General features: G+C 65.8%; 13 protein-coding genes. 3 read left to right on the top strand and 10 right to left on the bottom strand.

Features of this window, described 5'->3' with window-relative positions:
- Positions 1 to 118: 118 nt before the first annotated feature.
- Entirely contained in the window at positions 119 to 2008 is a 1890-nt protein-coding gene (locus F3J43_RS18815) for a methyl-accepting chemotaxis protein (RefSeq protein ID WP_353618255.1), read from the top strand.
- A 94-nt stretch (positions 2009 to 2102) separates the two neighbouring features.
- On the opposite strand, the gene cycA is transcribed toward F3J43_RS18815, so the two are convergent.
- From cycA to leuS, 9 genes are all read right to left on the bottom strand, one after another.
- Complete coding sequence (gene cycA / locus F3J43_RS18810; protein ID WP_502706620.1) at positions 2103 to 3527, bottom strand: D-serine/D-alanine/glycine transporter; 1425 nt, start codon at positions 3525 to 3527, stop codon at positions 2103 to 2105.
- A 171-nt stretch (positions 3528 to 3698) separates the two neighbouring features.
- Positions 3699 to 5063 carry a PepSY-associated TM helix domain-containing protein gene (locus tag F3J43_RS18805; RefSeq protein ID WP_166890098.1) on the bottom strand — a complete coding sequence of 455 codons (1365 nt, stop codon included), beginning with the start codon at positions 5061 to 5063 and terminating at the stop codon, positions 3699 to 3701.
- A gap of 56 nt (positions 5064 to 5119) precedes the next feature.
- Complete coding sequence (locus F3J43_RS18800) at positions 5120 to 7186, bottom strand: TonB-dependent copper receptor (protein WP_166890095.1); 2067 nt, start codon at positions 7184 to 7186, stop codon at positions 5120 to 5122.
- A 67-nt stretch (positions 7187 to 7253) separates the two neighbouring features.
- On the bottom strand, positions 7254 to 7685 hold the full coding sequence (locus F3J43_RS18795) for a DUF2946 domain-containing protein (RefSeq protein ID WP_166890092.1): 432 nt from the start codon (positions 7683 to 7685) through the stop codon (positions 7254 to 7256).
- Positions 7686 to 7704: 19 nt separating this feature from the next.
- Positions 7705 to 8187, bottom strand: a complete 483-nt coding sequence (locus F3J43_RS18790; protein WP_166890089.1) for a copper chaperone PCu(A)C — start codon at positions 8185 to 8187, stop codon at positions 7705 to 7707.
- 46 nt (positions 8188 to 8233) lie between these two features.
- Positions 8234 to 8623 carry a DUF2946 domain-containing protein gene (locus tag F3J43_RS18785; RefSeq protein ID WP_166890087.1) on the bottom strand — a complete coding sequence of 130 codons (390 nt, stop codon included), beginning with the start codon at positions 8621 to 8623 and terminating at the stop codon, positions 8234 to 8236.
- Between the two features lie 105 nt (positions 8624 to 8728).
- The gene (holA, locus tag F3J43_RS18780) at positions 8729 to 9766 is read right to left on the bottom strand and encodes a DNA polymerase III subunit delta (RefSeq protein ID WP_166890084.1); all 1038 of its coding nucleotides are present in this window, start codon (positions 9764 to 9766) and stop codon (positions 8729 to 8731) included.
- Positions 9767 to 9805: 39 nt separating this feature from the next.
- Positions 9806 to 10411, bottom strand: a complete 606-nt coding sequence (locus F3J43_RS18775; protein WP_166890081.1) for an LPS-assembly lipoprotein LptE — start codon at positions 10409 to 10411, stop codon at positions 9806 to 9808.
- 62 nt (positions 10412 to 10473) lie between these two features.
- Positions 10474 to 13080 carry a leucine--tRNA ligase gene (gene leuS / locus F3J43_RS18770; RefSeq protein ID WP_166890078.1) on the bottom strand — a complete coding sequence of 869 codons (2607 nt, stop codon included), beginning with the start codon at positions 13078 to 13080 and terminating at the stop codon, positions 10474 to 10476.
- A 237-nt stretch (positions 13081 to 13317) separates the two neighbouring features.
- Here leuS and F3J43_RS18765 point away from each other — a divergent pair, with 237 nt between their 5' ends.
- Both F3J43_RS18765 and F3J43_RS18760 read left to right on the top strand, forming a co-directional pair.
- Complete coding sequence (locus F3J43_RS18765) at positions 13318 to 13632, top strand: hypothetical protein (protein WP_166890075.1); 315 nt, start codon at positions 13318 to 13320, stop codon at positions 13630 to 13632.
- A gap of 127 nt (positions 13633 to 13759) precedes the next feature.
- The gene (locus F3J43_RS18760) at positions 13760 to 14521 is read left to right on the top strand and encodes a YdcF family protein (RefSeq protein WP_166890072.1); all 762 of its coding nucleotides are present in this window, start codon (positions 13760 to 13762) and stop codon (positions 14519 to 14521) included.
- Between the two features lie 65 nt (positions 14522 to 14586).
- Here F3J43_RS18760 and lnt read toward each other — a convergent pair whose 3' ends face one another.
- The gene (gene lnt, locus F3J43_RS18755; RefSeq protein WP_166890069.1) at positions 14587 to 16104 is read right to left on the bottom strand and encodes an apolipoprotein N-acyltransferase; all 1518 of its coding nucleotides are present in this window, start codon (positions 16102 to 16104) and stop codon (positions 14587 to 14589) included.
- Positions 16105 to 16106: the final 2 nt, after the last annotated feature.

Here is a 16106-nt window from a genome sequence, read left to right as displayed (position 1 = left end):
GCATAACCCTTGCTGTAAGAAGTTTCTGTAGATGCCATCAGAGTAATGGCACCCGAAACACGAGGGTTACAACGTGTCCGCCATCCTTTCACTGTTACGAAGCCGCCTCTTGCGGCCTGTGTTTGTTGCGCTTGGTATCGCTCTTCTGGTGCAGGTGCTGGTCGCCGTTGCACTGACGCGGAGCACGGTCACCGCCCTGGAGGCCGACCTTGGGGCGCGCCTGGGCGATGACAGTCGCCAACTGGCCTCTGAGCTGGGGCAGGCCGGCCAGGACGTTCGCAGCGGGCTTGAAAACCTTTCCGCCAGTACTCGCCAGCGTTTGAGTGCCGGTCTTTCCAGTCGCCTGCACGATGAGCAGCAGCAGTTGCGCGCGACCCTCGAGCAGAACCTCAAGGATTCGGCCAACGACATGGCCGAGCTGCTGGCCTCGGTGGCGCCGAGAGCGATCTGGGACAACGACGCGCCGATGCTTTCGGACTTTGCGCGCCGTGCCCAGCGCAACCCCAACGTGCTGTTCGTGATCTATGACGATGCCCAGGGCCAGCATCTGACGCGCTACCTCAACCGGCAGAACCCGATCAACCAGGCCCTGATCGACAAGGGGCAGGGCGAGCGAACGCTGGACAAGGTGCTGGATGCGGCGCGCAAGGATCCGTCGGTGTACTTCATCGAGGCGTCGATCAATCCCAATGGCGCCGAGATCGGCAAGGTGTTGATGGGGGTGTCCACCGCAGGTGTCGACAAGGAGCTGCAGGCACTCGACCAACGCTTCAATGCCTTGATCGCCAGCGGCGAGCAGTTGGTCGGCGACAGCCTGGTGGCGGCCGCGGCCGACAGCGGCAAGGCCTTGCGCGCGCGCCTGGAGACCGCCCAGCACAGCGCCACGGCGATGCAGGCCAATACCGCGCAGACTGTCCGTGATGCTGCCGGCGAGCTGCGCTGGCGCATCGGCCTGGGGTTGGTACTGGTGGGGCTGGGGGTGCTGCTGGTCGTTGCCGTGGTGCTTGGGCGGCGGGTGGTGAGCAAGCTGCGCCTGCTGATCGCGGCGCTCGATGACCTGGCGGCGGGCGAGGGCGACCTGACCAAGCGTGTGACGCTCGACAGTCGCGACGAAATCGGTGACATGGCATCGGCCGTCAACCGTTTCGTCGACAAGCTGCAGCCCATCGTGCGCGAGGCGGGCGAGGTGGCCCAGCGTACCGGCCTGGAGATCGGCAGCATGGCCCAGCGCAATGCCGGTGCCGATGCCGCGGCCGCGCTGCAGCGCGACGAGGTGGCGGCCAGCCTGCGCGACCTGTCGAGCATGGCCGATGAGGCCCAGGCCGAGAGTCACGCGATGCAGGCTGCCTTGCAGCAGGTGGTGGACATCCGCCAGGCCACCGACGAGAACAGCCGTGCTTCCACCCAGCTGGCGCGGCTGATCGAGAACCTGGCCGGCGAGGTGCAGACCGGCTCGCAGGTGATCGAACGCCTGGCCAAGCAGAGCGAGCAGATCGAGGTGGTGTTGACGGTGATCCATGGCATTGCCGAGCAGACCAACCTGCTGGCGCTCAATGCAGCCATCGAGGCGGCGCGGGCCGGTGAGACCGGGCGTGGATTCGCCGTGGTGGCCGATGAGGTGCGCGCCTTGGCGAGCAAGACCCAGAGCTCGACCGGGGATATCCAGTCACACATCACCGCCCTGCAGCAGGGTGCCAAGGAGGCGGTGGCGACCATCAGCCAGGCTGGGCGCCAGGCCAGCGAAGGCTTGCTGGTGCTGCGTGACAACGAGCGGCGCCAGCAGTCGGTGCAGGCGGCGGTGGAGCAGGTGCATGCGGCCATTGGCCTGGCGACCCGGGCGGCCGAGCAGCAGGCCAATGGTGCGCAGGCGGTGCGTGGACGGGTGGAGACGATTCATGCCCAGGCCGAGCGTTCGGCCGAAGTGGTGATGCAGACCACGGCCAGCAGCAAGGTGCTGGACGACCTGGCCGCGCAGTTGCGCTCGAGCCTGGGGCAGTTCAGGGCCTGAAAGGCATCGCGGGGCAAGTCCGCTCCCATGCAAACCTGACCAATACAGAGGCAGGCTTGCGTGGGAGCGGACTTGCCCCGCGATGGGGCGAGAATCAGTTGTCGGACGCGCCTCGCACGCTATTGCGTGGCTGTCGCTTGCTGCGCACGAACTGATAGGTCACCGCCAGGATCAGGAACCAGATCGGCGTGACCACCAGCGCCGAGCGGGTGTCGGCTTCCAGGCTCAGTAGCACCAGGATGCCGGCGAAGAACACCAGGCATACGTAGCACATGAAGCGCCCGCCGGGCATCTTGTAGGTGGACTGTTCATGCAGCGCGGCGCGCTGTCGGCGGTAGCTCAGGTACGACAGCAGGATCAGCGTCCAGACGAACATGAACAGCACTGCCGACACCGTCGTCACCAGGGTGAAAGCTTCGATCACATTGGGTACCAGGTAGATCAGCACCGCGCCCAGCAGCAGGCAGGTGCAGGAGAAGTACAGGCCATTGGCCGGCACCGAGCGGCGCGACAGCCGTTCGAATGCCTTGGGCGCATCGCCCTCCTGGGCCAGGCCGAACAGCATGCGGCTGGTGGAGAACACGCCGCTGTTGGCCGACGAGGCCGCCGAGGTCAACACCACGAAGTTGATGATGCTCGCCGCCGCCGGCAGGCCGGCCAGCACGAACAGCTCGACGAACGGGCTCTTGCCCGGGACCACGTCGCGCCACGGGGTGACGGCCATGATTGCGATCAGTGCCAGTACATAGAACACGATGATCCGGATCGGGATCGAGTTGATCGCCCGCGGCAGGGTGCGTTCGGGGTTCTTCGCTTCGGCGGCGGTGGTACCCACCAGCTCGATACCGACGAAGGCGAACACAGCGATCTGGAACCCGGCGAAGAAGCCCAGCATGCCGTTGGGGAACATGCCGCCGTCATTCCACAGGTTGGTCAGGGTCGCGGTGTGCCCGCTCGGCGACTGGAAGCCGGTGACCACCATGTACAGGCCGGTGGCGACCAGGCCCATGATGGCGATGATCTTGATCAGGGCGAACCAGAACTCCATCTCGCCGAACAGCTTAACCGTCACCAGGTTCAGCGACAGCAGCACGGCCACGCAGGTCAGCGCGGGTATCCACTGCGGCAGTTCGGGGAACCAGAACTGGGTATAGGCGGCGATCGCCACCACATCGGCGATGCCGGTGATCACCCAGCAGAACCAGTAGGTCCAGCCAGTGAAGTAGCCGGCCCAGGGGCCGAGCAGGTCGGCGGAAAAGTCGATGAACGACTTGTAGTTGAGGTTCGACAGCAGCAGCTCGCCCATGGCGCGCATGACGAAGAACAGCATGAAGCCGATGATCATGTAGACGAAGATGATCGATGGGCCGGCCAGGCTGATGGTCTTGCCCGAGCCCATGAACAGGCCGGTGCCGATGGCGCCGCCAATGGCGATGAGCTGGATGTGCCGGTTGGTCAGGTTGCGTTGCAGGTGCTGCTCTTCGGAGGGTGTCTGGGAGGTCCGGGTCATAGGCTGCATTCCATTGAGGGTCAGTCTTTTTGTGAGCGAAAGCCAAGTAGGCTATCACGTCGCGTTCCGATCGCGGGTGCGGCAGATCGGCACGATCTTGGCGGTACAGGGCGATGCTCGACATGACGGCGGTCAACGGATGGGTCACACATCCTGGGGCGCAAAGCGCCCCCGGCAAGCTCAGGCCCGCGCCATGGCCTTGCGCCTTACCACCAGGCTATCCACCCCCCACATCACCACCATCGACAACCCCACCAGCGGAAACGCCACGCCCAGCACCAGCATCACCCCCACCGCCGCCTTCCAGCGCGGCAGGTCATGGCGCAGCGGCGGTACCCCCAGTCCACTGGCCGGCTTGCGCTTCCACCACATCACCAGCCCGCTCACCGAGCCCAGCAGGATCATCAGGCACACCAGCAGGATGACGAACTGGTTCAGCGGCCCGAACAGCTTGCCTTCATGCAGCATCACCCCCAGCTCGGTGGCACGGGCGACCGGGCTGTAGTCCTGCCAGCGCACATCGGCCAGCACCTGGCCGGTGTACTGGTCGACATGCAGCGTGGCGTCGTTGCGCGGGTCGTCGGCGAACACCGCGATGGTGAACACGCCGTCGGCGTTGGTCGGCGGGGTGATGCTGTAGCCTGGCTCGACCTTGCGCAGGGTGGCGATGTCCTCGACTTGCTGCAGGCTCAGCTGCGGTGCGGCCGGGGCCTGGTCCATCATGTGGTGCCCGGCATGTTCGGCGTGGGCGCCGGACACCGGCATCGGTGTGTTCTCCAGGGCCCAGGGCACGGTCTGGCGATGGGCATTGTTGAGGTCACGCGCCTGTTTGTCGGATTTCGGCACGTCGTTCCACATGGCCGCCGGGAAGCGGTTCCACAGGTCGGCGTACTGCTTGCCCCACAGGCCGGTCCAGGTCATGCCGCTGAGCAGCATCAACAGCAGCAGCGCCGAGCCCCAGAAACCGCTGACCGCATGCAGGTCGCGCCACAGCACCCGGCCGCGCGCGCCGAGGCGTGGCCACAATACGCCTGCGCTGTTTCGTCCGCGTGGCCACCAGAGATAGAGGCCGGACACCACCAGGACGATGCCCCAGCCTGCGGCCAGCTCCACCAGCCGGTCACCGAGCGTGCCGATCATCAGCTCGCCATGCAGGGCGCGGGCGATGGCCTGCAGGTTCTGCTTGCCGTCCTGCTCGCCCAGCACCTTGGCGCTGTATGGATCGACGAAGACATTCAGTTCCCGGCCGCCGTCATGCACCACGAACTGGGCGCTGCGCCCGGCGTCCAGCGGTGGCAGGTACTGGCCGACGTGGCCTTGTGGGTAAGCCTTGCGCACACTGGCCAGCAGGCTGTCGGCGTCCTGGCGGTGGTGGCCGGCCTCGACCACCATCAGCTCGCGGTACAGCAGCGGGTCGAGCTGCGGCTTGAACAGGTAGATGATCCCGGTGATCGCCAGCAGGATCATGAACGGCGCGACGAACAGCCCGGCATAGAAGTGCCAGCGCCACGCCAGGTTGTAGAAGGAAACATTTGGTTTGCTCATGGGAGCCCCCGTGGACCTGAGTCGGGCGCGGTCAGGCCCGCGCCCTTTGGTTGTTGTCAGAAGCTGAAGTCGACCTTGGTCCAGAAGGTCCTGCCTGGCTCGTTCACCGGCTGCACGCTGTTCGCCGGGTAGCCGAACCCGGCATTCCCGGCCAGGTTCAGGTGCTCGGCGTAGGCCTTGTCGAACAGGTTGTCGACGCCCGCGCTGAGCTTGAGGTTGTTGTTCACCTTGTAGGCGCCATTGAGCGAGAACACGCCAAAGCCGGCGCTCTTGTCATAGTCCTTGCCGACCACGTTGCCTTGGTTCTGGGCGATGCGGTTCTGCTCGGCGACCAGTCGCCACAGCGCGCCGACGCTCCAGACGTCGCGGCTGTAGGTCAGCCCCAGGCGACTTTCCAGCGGCGGCATCTGTGGCAGGGCCTTGCCGTCGCTGCTGTTCTTGCCCCAGGCATAGGCCAGAGTGGCGTCGGCCTTCCAGTTCTCGGTCAGCTTGTAGGCTGCGCCCAGTTCGCCACCCATGATACGGGCGTCGATGTTCTGCGCCTGGGAGGTGAACGAGCCCATCCTGTTGCGTTGGTAGTCGAACAGGATGTAGTCGCGGATCTGTCCGACATAGCCCGAGGCCCAGGCTTCCAGGCGCTCGTCCTGATACTGGATGCCGAAGTCGAGCTGGGTGGTCTTCTCCGGCTTGATGCCGTCGAAGGCATTCACCGCACCGGCGGGGGGTCGCTTGGGCGAGAACAGCTCCCAGTAGTCCGGGAAGCGCTGGGCATGGCCAAGGCCGATGTAGGTGGTGGCCGGGAGCGCTGCCAGGTCGTGCTCGTAGCGCACGAAGCCGCTGGGCAGGGTGTCGGCGCGGGTGTCGCCCTGGGTGGCGCTGTCCTTGCGAAAATCGCGGGCCGAGGCACGGTCCAGGCGCGCGCCGGTGATCAGCCGGTCCTCACCGGTCGCATGCCAGGTCAGCTCGCCGAAGGCGCCGTAGTTGTGGAAGTCGGCGTCCTTGCTCCACGGCTGGCCCTTGTGCGCATTGACGCCCATGCCGCCGCGCTGGCGGTGTTCGTTGGTCTGCGCGTCGATGCCGCTGACCAGTTCCACGTCGGCCCAGCGCCAGGTGGCCTTGATCCGTGCGCCCATCGTGCGGCGGTCGACATTGCTGACCATCGGCATGCCCATCATGCCGATGCCCGACGGGGTACGCAGGGTGTAGTTGTCCATCACATGATCGGCGTAGTTGTAGTAGACCTGCGCCTCGACCTTGTCGAGCACGTCGCCGAGGTTGGACTTCTCGAAACGCAGCCCCAGGCTTTCGCGCTTGAACTGCGAGCCATCCATGCCGCGTCCGGCGGAGCGGGCTTCGCCGTCGCCCTTGCCGGCGGTGAGTTCGAGCAGGGTGTCGGCGTCTGGGGTCCAGCCGAGGGTGACGTCGCCGTTCCACTTGTCCCAGCGCGACGGCACGGTGTCGCCATTGCCGTCCTTGAAGTCATCGGAGTGCGACTGGTTGCCGACGAAGCGCACGTAGCCGAGGCTGTTGCCGGCAGCGGCATCGAGCACCTTGTCGAAGCGGCCATTGGAGCCGGCCAGCACGCTGGCGTTGACCCGGCTGCCAAGCTCGCCGAACTTCTCCGGCTCACGTTCGAAGAGGATGGTTCCGGCCGAGCCGCCAGGACCCCAGATCACGCTCTGCGGGCCCTTGATCACGGTGAGGCGGTCGTAGGTTTCCGGCGAGATGTACGAGGTCGGGGCGTCCATGCGGCCTGGGCAGGCACCGAGCATAGTGCCGCCATTGGTGAGGATGTTCAGGCGCGAGCCGAACATGCCGCGCAGCACGGGATCACCATTGGTGCCGCCGGCGCGGATCACCGCGAAGCCGGGGATGGTCTTGAGGTAGTCGCCGCCGTCGCTGGCCGGCACGGGCTGGCGTGGATCCTTGGGGTTGGTGACCACGGTCAGCGGCGAGCTCGGGGCAATGGCGGTGATCACCGTCGGGCTCAGCTCGGCCAGGTCGTGCTCGTGGCCTTCGTGGCTGCTGTCGGCGGCGAAGGCCAGCGGTGCCAGCAGCGAGCCGCACAGTGCGGCGATGGTCCCACGCAGGGAAAGGGCAAAAACAGGGGTACAGCCGGACATAATGATTCCAGTCGATCAGTCGTGAGTCGGCGCGGAGCCTCCTGGCTCCGGGCGTTTGCAATGTGCTTCAAGCGACGATCGGACGGGGTGGCGCGCGGCTGCGCGCGCCGGGGAATACAGCCTGCCGGGCATGACCCTGGCGCGTGGCGACGGGAAGGTGGACAGGGGGAACCTGGCTGCCCGCCGTGAGCGGGCTGAGGGTCTGGGGCAGGGCGGGGCAGTTGAACAGCAGGCTGCAGTAACCGCACTTTTCCCACATGACATGGAGCTGGCCATCGTTGCCGTGGCCGTGGTGCTCGTCGTGACCATGCGCCATGGGCATGCTCATCGACATGTCCATCGGCATGGACATGCCGGCGTGGTGCTCCATCGGCATCGACTGGGAAACCAGTGGGCCGATGAAGATCATCCACATGGCGAACAGGCTCAGCCAGCCGCCACCGACGCGCCTGCGATCAGGGCGGGTGCTGCGGACGGAACTGTTGCGCGGCAGGCTCATGGCGAGCGCGGCTCAGCGATCAGTGGGCGTGTTCGTGCCCTTGCTGTTCGGCGGGCGCCTGCTTCTGCACGGCGACGTCGACGGTGACGTTACCGGCCTTCTCGAAGTGCAGGGTCATCGGGAAGCGCTTGCCGTCGACCAGCAGGCTGCGGTCCTTGGGCTGCATGATCATCACGTGGTAGGCGCTGGGGGCGAAGGTCAGGTCCTTGCCGGCCGGCACCACCACGCTCTGCACCTGTTGCATCCGCATGGCGCCGGCAGCGCTCATGGTGTGCTCATGCAACTGCGCGTCGTTGCTGATCGGGGTGTCCACCGAGAGCAGGCGGTCATCGGTCTTGCCGTTGTTGTGCACGACGAAGTAGGCCGCGACATTCGGAGCGTTCGGCGGCAGTTCCAGCGACCAGGGATGGGCGATGTGCAGGTCGCCGACGCTGTATTCGTGGGCGTTGGCGTAGGCGCCGGGCAGCAGCAGGGCGGCCAGGACGAGGGCTTGCTTGAGCATGGTGAGTCTCCGGTCTGTTCAGGGTCTGATGGACAGCGTAGTGAACTCAGGCCAGCGGAGAGGCACGGGGATTGAGCGCGGGCCAGAGCTGGCGCGGCGTGGGCTGGTAGTCGGCGGCAGGCGACGGCGCCTCGGCCAGCAGCAACGGCGGGTTGTGCAACTGTGCTGGGTAGCCGGGCAGGGCCAGCAGCGGCGCAGCGCCGGAACAGCACCAGCAGTTCATCATGCTGGCGCTGTCGTCGCTTTGCGGCCCGAGGTCGATCTTGGCCAGGGCCTGGACATCGACCTTGGCCTTGTTCGCCATGCTCGAACAGAAAGCCCCCCACAGCAGCTGTTCGGCCGGGCCCTTGGGCGCGGCCGAAGACAGCGGCATGGCCAGCAGGTTGAACAGCACGGCGAGGCAGGCTATCCAGGCAATGTGCCGACGTGGGGGCATGGAGAGATCCGGTCAGGAATCGTGTGGGCTATTGTACGGCGGAGTATAGGAAAAAATGCAGGGGTGCGGTGAAGTGCCGCACCCTTGGCAATCGTGTCAGCCCATTCACTCCGGCGGCAGCGCCAGGCGCTGGCCGGCCATCAGCAGCGATAGCCGCGCCAGGCTGGTCCACGGCGAGCCTTCGGCCTGTCCCTTGATCTGCGCGTCGATGCGCTGGGCATCCTGCAACAGCTGGCTCCAGCGTTGCGCCGAGAGGCGCTGCAGGGCCTTGCTCACCAACGGGCGGCGCTTGTCCCAGACCGGTGGTCGAGCCTGGCTGAACGCCTTGTCCAGCGGTACGCCCTGGCTGAACTGTTGTGCCAGTCCAGCCAGCAGGCGCAGTTCGCGGGCCAGTGCCCAGAGAATCACCGGGGGTTCTACGCCTTCGCCACGCAGGCCCTCGAGCATGCGCAAAGCGTGTGCCGCCTCGCCGTTGAGGATGGCGTCGACCAGGCCGAACACATCGAAGCGGGCGCTGTCGGCCACGGCGGCCTGCACGGTCTCGACGGTGATCTGGTTGCCTTCTGCCAGCAGCTTGAGCTTCTCGATCTCCTGGGCGGCGGCCAGCAGGTTGCCCTCGACCCTTGCGGCAATCAGGTCGACCGCATCGCGTTGGGCGGACAGCCCGGCCTGGGATAGGCGCTGGTTGATCCACTGTGGCAACTGCTGGGCATCCACTGGCCATATCTGGATGAACTGGCAGTGTTCGCCTTCGATCAGTGCCTTGCCCCATTTGGTTTTCTGCGCACTGCCATCGAGCTTGGGCAGGCTGATCAGCAGCAGGGTGTCCTCGGCAGGCCTGGCGCAGTATTCCATCAGCGCGGCGGCACCCTTGTCGCCGGGCTTGCCGGAGGGCAAGCGCAGTTCCAGCAGGCGACGCTGGGCGAACAGCGACAGGCTGGCCCCGGCCAGGAGCAGGTTGCCCCAGTCGAAGTTGGCATCGGCGCTGAACACCTGGCGTTCGTCGAACCCCTGCTGGCGGGCGGCGCTTCGGATGGCGTCGGCAGCTTCCTGGCACAGCAGCGGGTCGTCGCCGCTGACGATGTACACGGGCGCGAGGCGGCCTTGCAGGTGTTTGTTGAGTTGGGCGGGGGCAAGTTTCATGGGGAAAGGCACGGGGCACCCAGGGTGCCCCGCTCAGGCTCAGTGGGCCGGGACTTCCAGCGGCGACTGCTGGGGCGTCTCGTCCTGGATGCGTTGGGCTTCCTGCAGGGCGCGGGCTTCGGCCTTGGCGCGCTCGTCAGCCTTGCGCTGCAGTTCGTCGAGGTGTTCCGGGGTCAGCTGCTGCAGGCGAACCAGCATGGCCTGGACCAGATCGCGACGGATTTCCTGGCGAACCTGGCTGGCTTGCTGGGTGGAGCCGGTAATGTTGTTGCCGTCATACACGTAGTACTTCTGCACCTGCAGTTTGTCTTCGAGCAGGACCGTGTCGTTCAGGCCTTCGATCGAATAGTTCAGCAGGGTGGTCAGCTCGTATTCCGCCGAACGGGAACCGCCGGTGTAGGTCGCGGCGCGCTGGCTCTCCACCTCGTTGGTCAGTACCAGCTTGTAGGGGGCGCCGGTGTAGACCTTGACGCCATTGTTCTGCAGGCTGCGCTTGAGCTGGTTGACGGTTTCGCCGTAGGCGTTGCGGGCGCTGACGTCCAGTTCCTTGATCGTCAGTTCGGTGGTGCCGGTGCCGCGCAGGTGGAAACCGCAGGCGCTGAGCAGGACAGCCAGGCCCATTACCAGCAGATTGCGTTTGATCATGTTGTAGCTCCCTCGTGGGCCGATTACGCCTGCCCGCGACGATCGCGGGCAGGCGCTTGCCATCAGTTGGCGACGATGTTGACCAGTTTGCCCGGTACCACGATGACCTTGCGGATGGTCAGGCCATCGATGAAGCGCAGGACGTTTTCGTTGTTGCGGGCTGCTGCTTCGATTTCCTCACGGCTGGCGGCAGCCGGCATTTCAACCTGGCCACGCAGCTTGCCGTTGACCTGGACCACCAGGGTCACGGTGTCCTGCACCAGCGCGGTTTCGTCGACGGCCGGCCAGCCGGCGTCGATCACGGCTTGATCATGGCCCAGCTGTTTCCACAGCTCGTGGGAGATGTGCGGGGTGATCGGGGCCAGCAGCAGGGTGACGGCTTCCAGGCCTTCCTGCAGCAAGGCGCGGTCCTGGGCGCTGGCCTGCGGCGCTTTTTCCAGGACGTTCATCACGGTCATCACCTGGGCGATGGCGGTGTTGAACTTGTGGAACTGGCCCACGTCGGTGCTGGCCTGCTTGATCGCGGCGTGGATGGCGCGGCGGATGACCTTCTGTTCGTCGCTCAGCGCGGCGACGTCCAGCTTGCCTGGCAGGCCTTGGGCGACATGGGCCTGGGCCAGGCGCCAGACGCGGCGCAGGAAGCGGCTCGCGCCCTCGACGCCGGAGTCGGACCACTCCAGGCTGGCGTCAGGCGGCGAGGCGAACATCATGAACAGGCGGCAGGTGTCGGCGCCGTACTGGTCGATCATCGACTGCGGGTCGACGCCGTTGTTCTTCGACTTCGACATCTTCTCGGTGCCGCCGATCTCCACCGGCAGGCCGTCGGTCTTCAGGCGGGCGCCGATGATCTTGGCCTTGGCATCGCGTTCGATCTCGACGTCGGCCGGGTTGAACCAGTCCTTGCCGCCGTTGCTGGCCACGCGGTAGTAGGTTTCGGCAACGACCATGCCCTGGGTCAGCAGGTTCTTGAACGGTTCGTTGGAGGTGACCAGGCCTTCGTCACGCATCAGCTTGTGGAAGAAACGCGCGTACAGCAGGTGCAGGATGGCGTGTTCGATACCACCGATGTACTGGTCCACCGGCAGCCAGTGGTTGGCCGCTTTCGGGTCGACCATGCCACCTTCGTAGTTCGGCGAGGCGTAGCGGGCGAAGTACCAGGACGACTCGACGAAGGTGTCCATGGTGTCGGTTTCGCGCTTGGCCGCGGCGCCGCATTTCGGGCAGCTGCAGTCGTAGAACTCGGGCATGCGTGCCAGGGGCGAGCCGGCGCCGTCCGGCACCACGTTCTCTGGCAGCACGACCGGCAGTTGGTCTTCCGGTACCGGTACGTCGCCGCAGGACGGGCAATGGATGATCGGGATCGGGCAGCCCCAGTAGCGCTGGCGGCTGATACCCCAGTCGCGCAGGCGGAACTGGGTGCGCGACTTGCCAAGATCCTTGCGGATCAGCGCGGCTTCCATGGCGTCGAAGGCACCGGCGAAGTCCAAACCGTCGAACTCGCCGGAGTTGATCAGTTGGCCGTGCTCGCCATAGGCGTCCTGCCATTCGCTGCCGACTTCATCGCCCGCGCTGGTGCGCACCACGGCCTTGACCGGCAGGTTGTACTTGTGGGCGAACTCGAAGTCACGCTCGTCGTGGGCCGGCACGGCCATCACGGCACCGTCGCCGTAGTGCATCAGCACGTAGTTGGCGACCCAGACCGGCAGTTTCTCGCCGGTCAGCGGGTGCTGCACGAACAGGGAAGTGGGCATGCCCTTCTTCTCCTGGGTGGCCATGTCGGCCTCGGCGACGCTGCCGCTCTTGCATTCGTCGATGAACGCCTGCAGTGCCGGGTTGCCCAGGGCGGCCTGGGTGGCCAGCGGGTGCTCGGCGGCAACGGCGACGTAGGTGGCGCCCATCAGGGTGTCGGCACGGGTGGTGAAGACCTTCAGGGTGCCTTCGTGGCCGATGCTGGCCGCGTCGTACGGGAACTGCACTTCCATGCCGCGCGACTTGCCGATCCAGTTGCGCTGCATGGTCTTGACCTGCTCAGGCCAGCCCGGCAGCTCGTCGAGGCTTTCCAGCAGCTCGTCGGCGTAGTCGGTGATGCGGAAGTAGTACATCGGGATCTCGCGCTTTTCGATCAGCGCGCCGGAACGCCAGCCGCGGCCGTCGATGACCTGCTCGTTGGCGAGTACGGTCTGGTCGGCCGGGTCCCAGTTTACGGTCCCGTTCTTGCGGTAGATGATGCCTTTCTCGAACAGGCGGGTGAACAGCCACTGCTCCCAGCGGTAGTAGTCCGGCTTGCAGGTGGTGACTTCACGTGCCCAGTCGATGGCCAGACCCAGGCTCTTGAGCTGGGTCTTCATGTAATCGATGTTCTCGTAGGTCCACTTGGCCGGGGCGACGTTGTTCTTCATCGCGGCGTTTTCCGCCGGCATGCCGAAGGCGTCCCAGCCCATCGGCTGCAGGACGTTCTTGCCGAGCATGCGCTGGTAGCGGGCAATCACGTCGCCGATGGTGTAGTTGCGCACGTGGCCCATGTGTAGCTTGCCGCTCGGGTACGGGAACATCGACAGGCAGTAGTAGGTGTCCTTGCCTGGCTGTTCGGTAACAGCGAACGATTGTTGCTCGTCCCAGAAGTTCTGGGCGGCGGCTTCGATATCACGGGGCGTGTATTGTTCGTGCATGGCTACTTTGTATTGAGAGATAAGAGACATGTTCCAGGCAGCGCGACCTCGCTGCGTCCGGCACTCCGGTGTCGTATAGAGTGAACGCCGTAGCATACATGAGCGCCGCGCGTCGTGGGAAACCCAGTTTGCATCCGCCATCGCGCGGGCCGTTGGTCGAGACGACCGGCTGCTTTTCACAGTGACGCTAAGCTCATCTGTGGGGGGAGATATTCATATCTTCAATGAGGTGAACGGATGGGAGAGTCGCAACTACCCGCAAGCAAACCGGAGCTGTACGAACGCCTGATCGACCGTGTGGGGCTGGCGCTGGAGATGGCCAGAACCTCCGTGCGATTGCGTGACGAGATGCCCGCCGAACTGGAGTTGCGCGGTCTGAGCCACGCCGAGTTCGAGGTGATCAAGGCCTATCTGGAAACCCTTCCGGAAGGTCGACTTGCCAGCGCCAGTGTATACCCGCAGGCGCAACCGTCCTCGGCCAGGATCATCTGGCTCAAGGACCGCAAGCGCAGCAGTGTTCCAGCCGGATCCAGGACGCTGCCTTCCCGCTAGCCGTTCAGGGGTGCAGGCGCAGTGCAACGCGCCGGTTATTCGCAACATCACGTATCGATCGGCACCGGCCGCCCTTGAGGCCCGGTGCCGATCCTCTTAGGCTGCATGCCTTCCATGGAGGTGTGCGATGCCGATCCGTTTTTTCCTCAAACAATGGTTGATGCCACCGGGGCTGTTGTTCCTGTTGCTGGTCGCTGCCTGGTGGCTGCGCAGGCGCAGGCCACGCCTGGCTGCGGCCTGCTTCGCGCTGGGCCTGGGTGGGTTGTGGTTGATGAGCCTGCCGCTGGTGGTACAGGAGGCGGCGCGGTACCTGGAGACCGAGCCTGCGTTGACCCACGGGGACTGGACCCGCCTGGCTGAGAAGGCCGACGCCATCGTGGTGCTGGGGGCCGGGCGTGACCGGGGTGATCCAGCCTGGGGCGGCATGGACCAGCCCAGCTACCTGGCGCTGGAGCGCATGCGCTTCGCTGCCCGGCTGGCCAAGGCTTCAGGGTTGCCAGTGCTGACCAGTGGCGGGCTGCACTATGGCACGCCACCGAGCGAGGCCGCGCTGATGGCCGAGTCCCTGCAAGCTGATTTCGGCGTGACGGTCGCCTGGCAGGAGGGGGCCAGCCGGACCACCTGGGAAAATGCCGAGTTCAGTGCCGGGCTGCTGCAGCCGCTAGGGATCAGGCGGGTGGTGGTGGTGACCCAGGCCTGGCACATGCAGCGGGCGCGCTGGAGTTTCGAGCGGGCGGGGTTCGAGGTGGTGCCGGCGCCGGTCGGTTCTCTCGGGCGAGATCACGCGCGGCCGTTCGCCGGCTTGCTGCCCGAGAGCCGGGCATTGTGGCAGAGCGGCCAGTTGCTCAACGAGGCGGTGGGCCTGGTGGGGTATCGACTGTTCTACTGATGGCCGAATGACGCAGGCTTTGCAGGAGCGGCCCTTTCGCGACACAAGGCCGCTCCTACAGGGGGCTAGAGGGTTCTGGCCATGCGCCTGGCCAGCAGCGCCCAGCCCAGCAGCAGCACGCAGACGATCGCCAATGGCCACGAGCGCCATTGCAGGTAAGGCGTCAGTTGTTGCATCGGCACCACCTCGCCGTACAGCACAGCCCGTTCGAACTGTGGGATCTGCGTGGTGATCCGGCCATAGGGGTCGATCAGCGCGGTCACGCCATTGTTGGTCGCGCGGATCATCCAGCGACCTGCCTCCAGGGCGCGCATCTGGGCCATCTGCAGGTGCTGCAGGGGGCCGATCGAGGTGCCGAACCAGGTGTCGTTGCTGATGGTCAGCAGCAGGTCGCTGCGCGCTGCCAGGCCGGCGGCGAACTCGGGGTAGACCACTTCGTAGCAGATGTACGGGGCCACCTGGTAACCCTTGGCTTGCAGCAGTGGCTGGTCCTCGGGACCACGGGCGAAATCGGACATCGGCAGGTTGAAGAACTCGATCACCCCGCGCAGCATGTCCTGCAGCGGCACGTATTCGCCGAACGGCACCAGCTTCTGCTTGAGGTAGATGCCATCGCCCTCGCCAGTGACGGTGATGCCGTTGAAGAAGCGGCGCTGGCGGTGAACTTCCTGCCGCACCGGTACGCCGGTGATCAGCGCCGAGTGCCGGTCGGCGGCGAAAGCACCCATCATGTCGATGTAGCCCTGGGCCTGGTCCTTGAGCACCGGGACAGCGGTTTCCGGCCAGACCAGCAGGTCGACGGGTTTCGAGCTGAAGCTCATGTCGCGGTACAGCGCCAGCTGTGCGTTGATGTGCGCCGGGTCCCACTTCAGTTCCTGTTCGACGTTGCCCTGTACCGCGGCCACCTTGAGCGGATCGCCGGCTGGCCGGGTCCAGGCATGGTCCTTGAGCGCCATGCCGAGCATCCAGGGGGCTGCCAGCAGCACCACGGCAATCGCCAGGAACGATGGCCGCGCCCGCAACCGGTTGAGGTTGCACAGCAGGGCGGCGCTCAATGCCAGGACGAAAGAGACCAGCCACACGCCGCCCAGCGGGGCGAGCCCCGCCAGTGGGCCATCCAGCTGGCTGTAGCCGGAGTAGAGCCAGGGGAAGCCGGTGAGGAACCAGCCACGGAAGGTTTCCTGCAGCACCCACAAGGCGCCGAAGCACAAGGCATCGGCCAGGGGCGCCTCGTTGCGCCGCAGCCAGCGGGCCCAGAGCCAGGCCGGCAAGGCGAAGAACCAGGCGAGGGCGGCGAAGAACGCCACCAGCAGCACGATCGCCAGCAGCGGCGAGGCGCCGCCGTAGGTGTTCATGCTGACGTAGATCCAGCTGGTGCCAGCGCCGTACAGACCGAAACCGTAGCACCAGCCACGGCCCATGGCCTGGCGTGGGGTCAGCTCGCGCAGGCCGGCATAGAACAGCATCAATGCCAGCAGGGCGACCGGCCAGACGTCGAAGGGGGCCAGGGCCAGGAGGGTAGAAGCGCCGGCCGCCATGGCCAGCAGGTTACCGGGCCAGCCGGGGCGGGTGATCCAGCGCATGT

This window comes from Pantoea sp. Cy-639 (genome assembly GCF_011752525.1).
Taxonomy (GTDB): domain Bacteria; phylum Pseudomonadota; class Gammaproteobacteria; order Pseudomonadales; family Pseudomonadaceae; genus Aquipseudomonas.
The sequence above is the reverse complement of the archived record's forward strand: the minus strand, read 5'-3'. Positions and strand labels throughout refer to the sequence as shown.

What these genes read in the sequence shown, in the direction of transcription:
- cycA (WP_502706620.1), bottom strand. Translation starts at nt 3,527, where the DNA reads ATGCAGCCTATGACCCGGACCTCCCAGACACCCTCCGAAGAGCAGCAC.
- F3J43_RS18805 (WP_166890098.1), bottom strand. Translation starts at nt 5,063, where the DNA reads ATGAGCAAACCAAATGTTTCCTTCTACAACCTGGCGTGGCGCTGGCAC.
- F3J43_RS18800 (WP_166890095.1), bottom strand. Translation starts at nt 7,186, where the DNA reads ATGTCCGGCTGTACCCCTGTTTTTGCCCTTTCCCTGCGTGGGACCATC.
- F3J43_RS18795 (WP_166890092.1), bottom strand. Translation starts at nt 7,685, where the DNA reads ATGAGCCTGCCGCGCAACAGTTCCGTCCGCAGCACCCGCCCTGATCGC.
- F3J43_RS18790 (WP_166890089.1), bottom strand. Translation starts at nt 8,187, where the DNA reads ATGCTCAAGCAAGCCCTCGTCCTGGCCGCCCTGCTGCTGCCCGGCGCC.
- F3J43_RS18785 (WP_166890087.1), bottom strand. Translation starts at nt 8,623, where the DNA reads ATGCCCCCACGTCGGCACATTGCCTGGATAGCCTGCCTCGCCGTGCTG.
- holA (WP_166890084.1), bottom strand. Translation starts at nt 9,766, where the DNA reads ATGAAACTTGCCCCCGCCCAACTCAACAAACACCTGCAAGGCCGCCTC.
- F3J43_RS18775 (WP_166890081.1), bottom strand. Translation starts at nt 10,411, where the DNA reads ATGATCAAACGCAATCTGCTGGTAATGGGCCTGGCTGTCCTGCTCAGC.
- leuS (WP_166890078.1), bottom strand. Translation starts at nt 13,080, where the DNA reads ATGCACGAACAATACACGCCCCGTGATATCGAAGCCGCCGCCCAGAAC.
- F3J43_RS18765 (WP_166890075.1), top strand. Translation starts at nt 13,318, where the DNA reads ATGGGAGAGTCGCAACTACCCGCAAGCAAACCGGAGCTGTACGAACGC.
- F3J43_RS18760 (WP_166890072.1), top strand. Translation starts at nt 13,760, where the DNA reads ATGCCGATCCGTTTTTTCCTCAAACAATGGTTGATGCCACCGGGGCTG.
- lnt (WP_166890069.1), bottom strand. Translation starts at nt 16,104, where the DNA reads ATGCGCTGGATCACCCGCCCCGGCTGGCCCGGTAACCTGCTGGCCATG.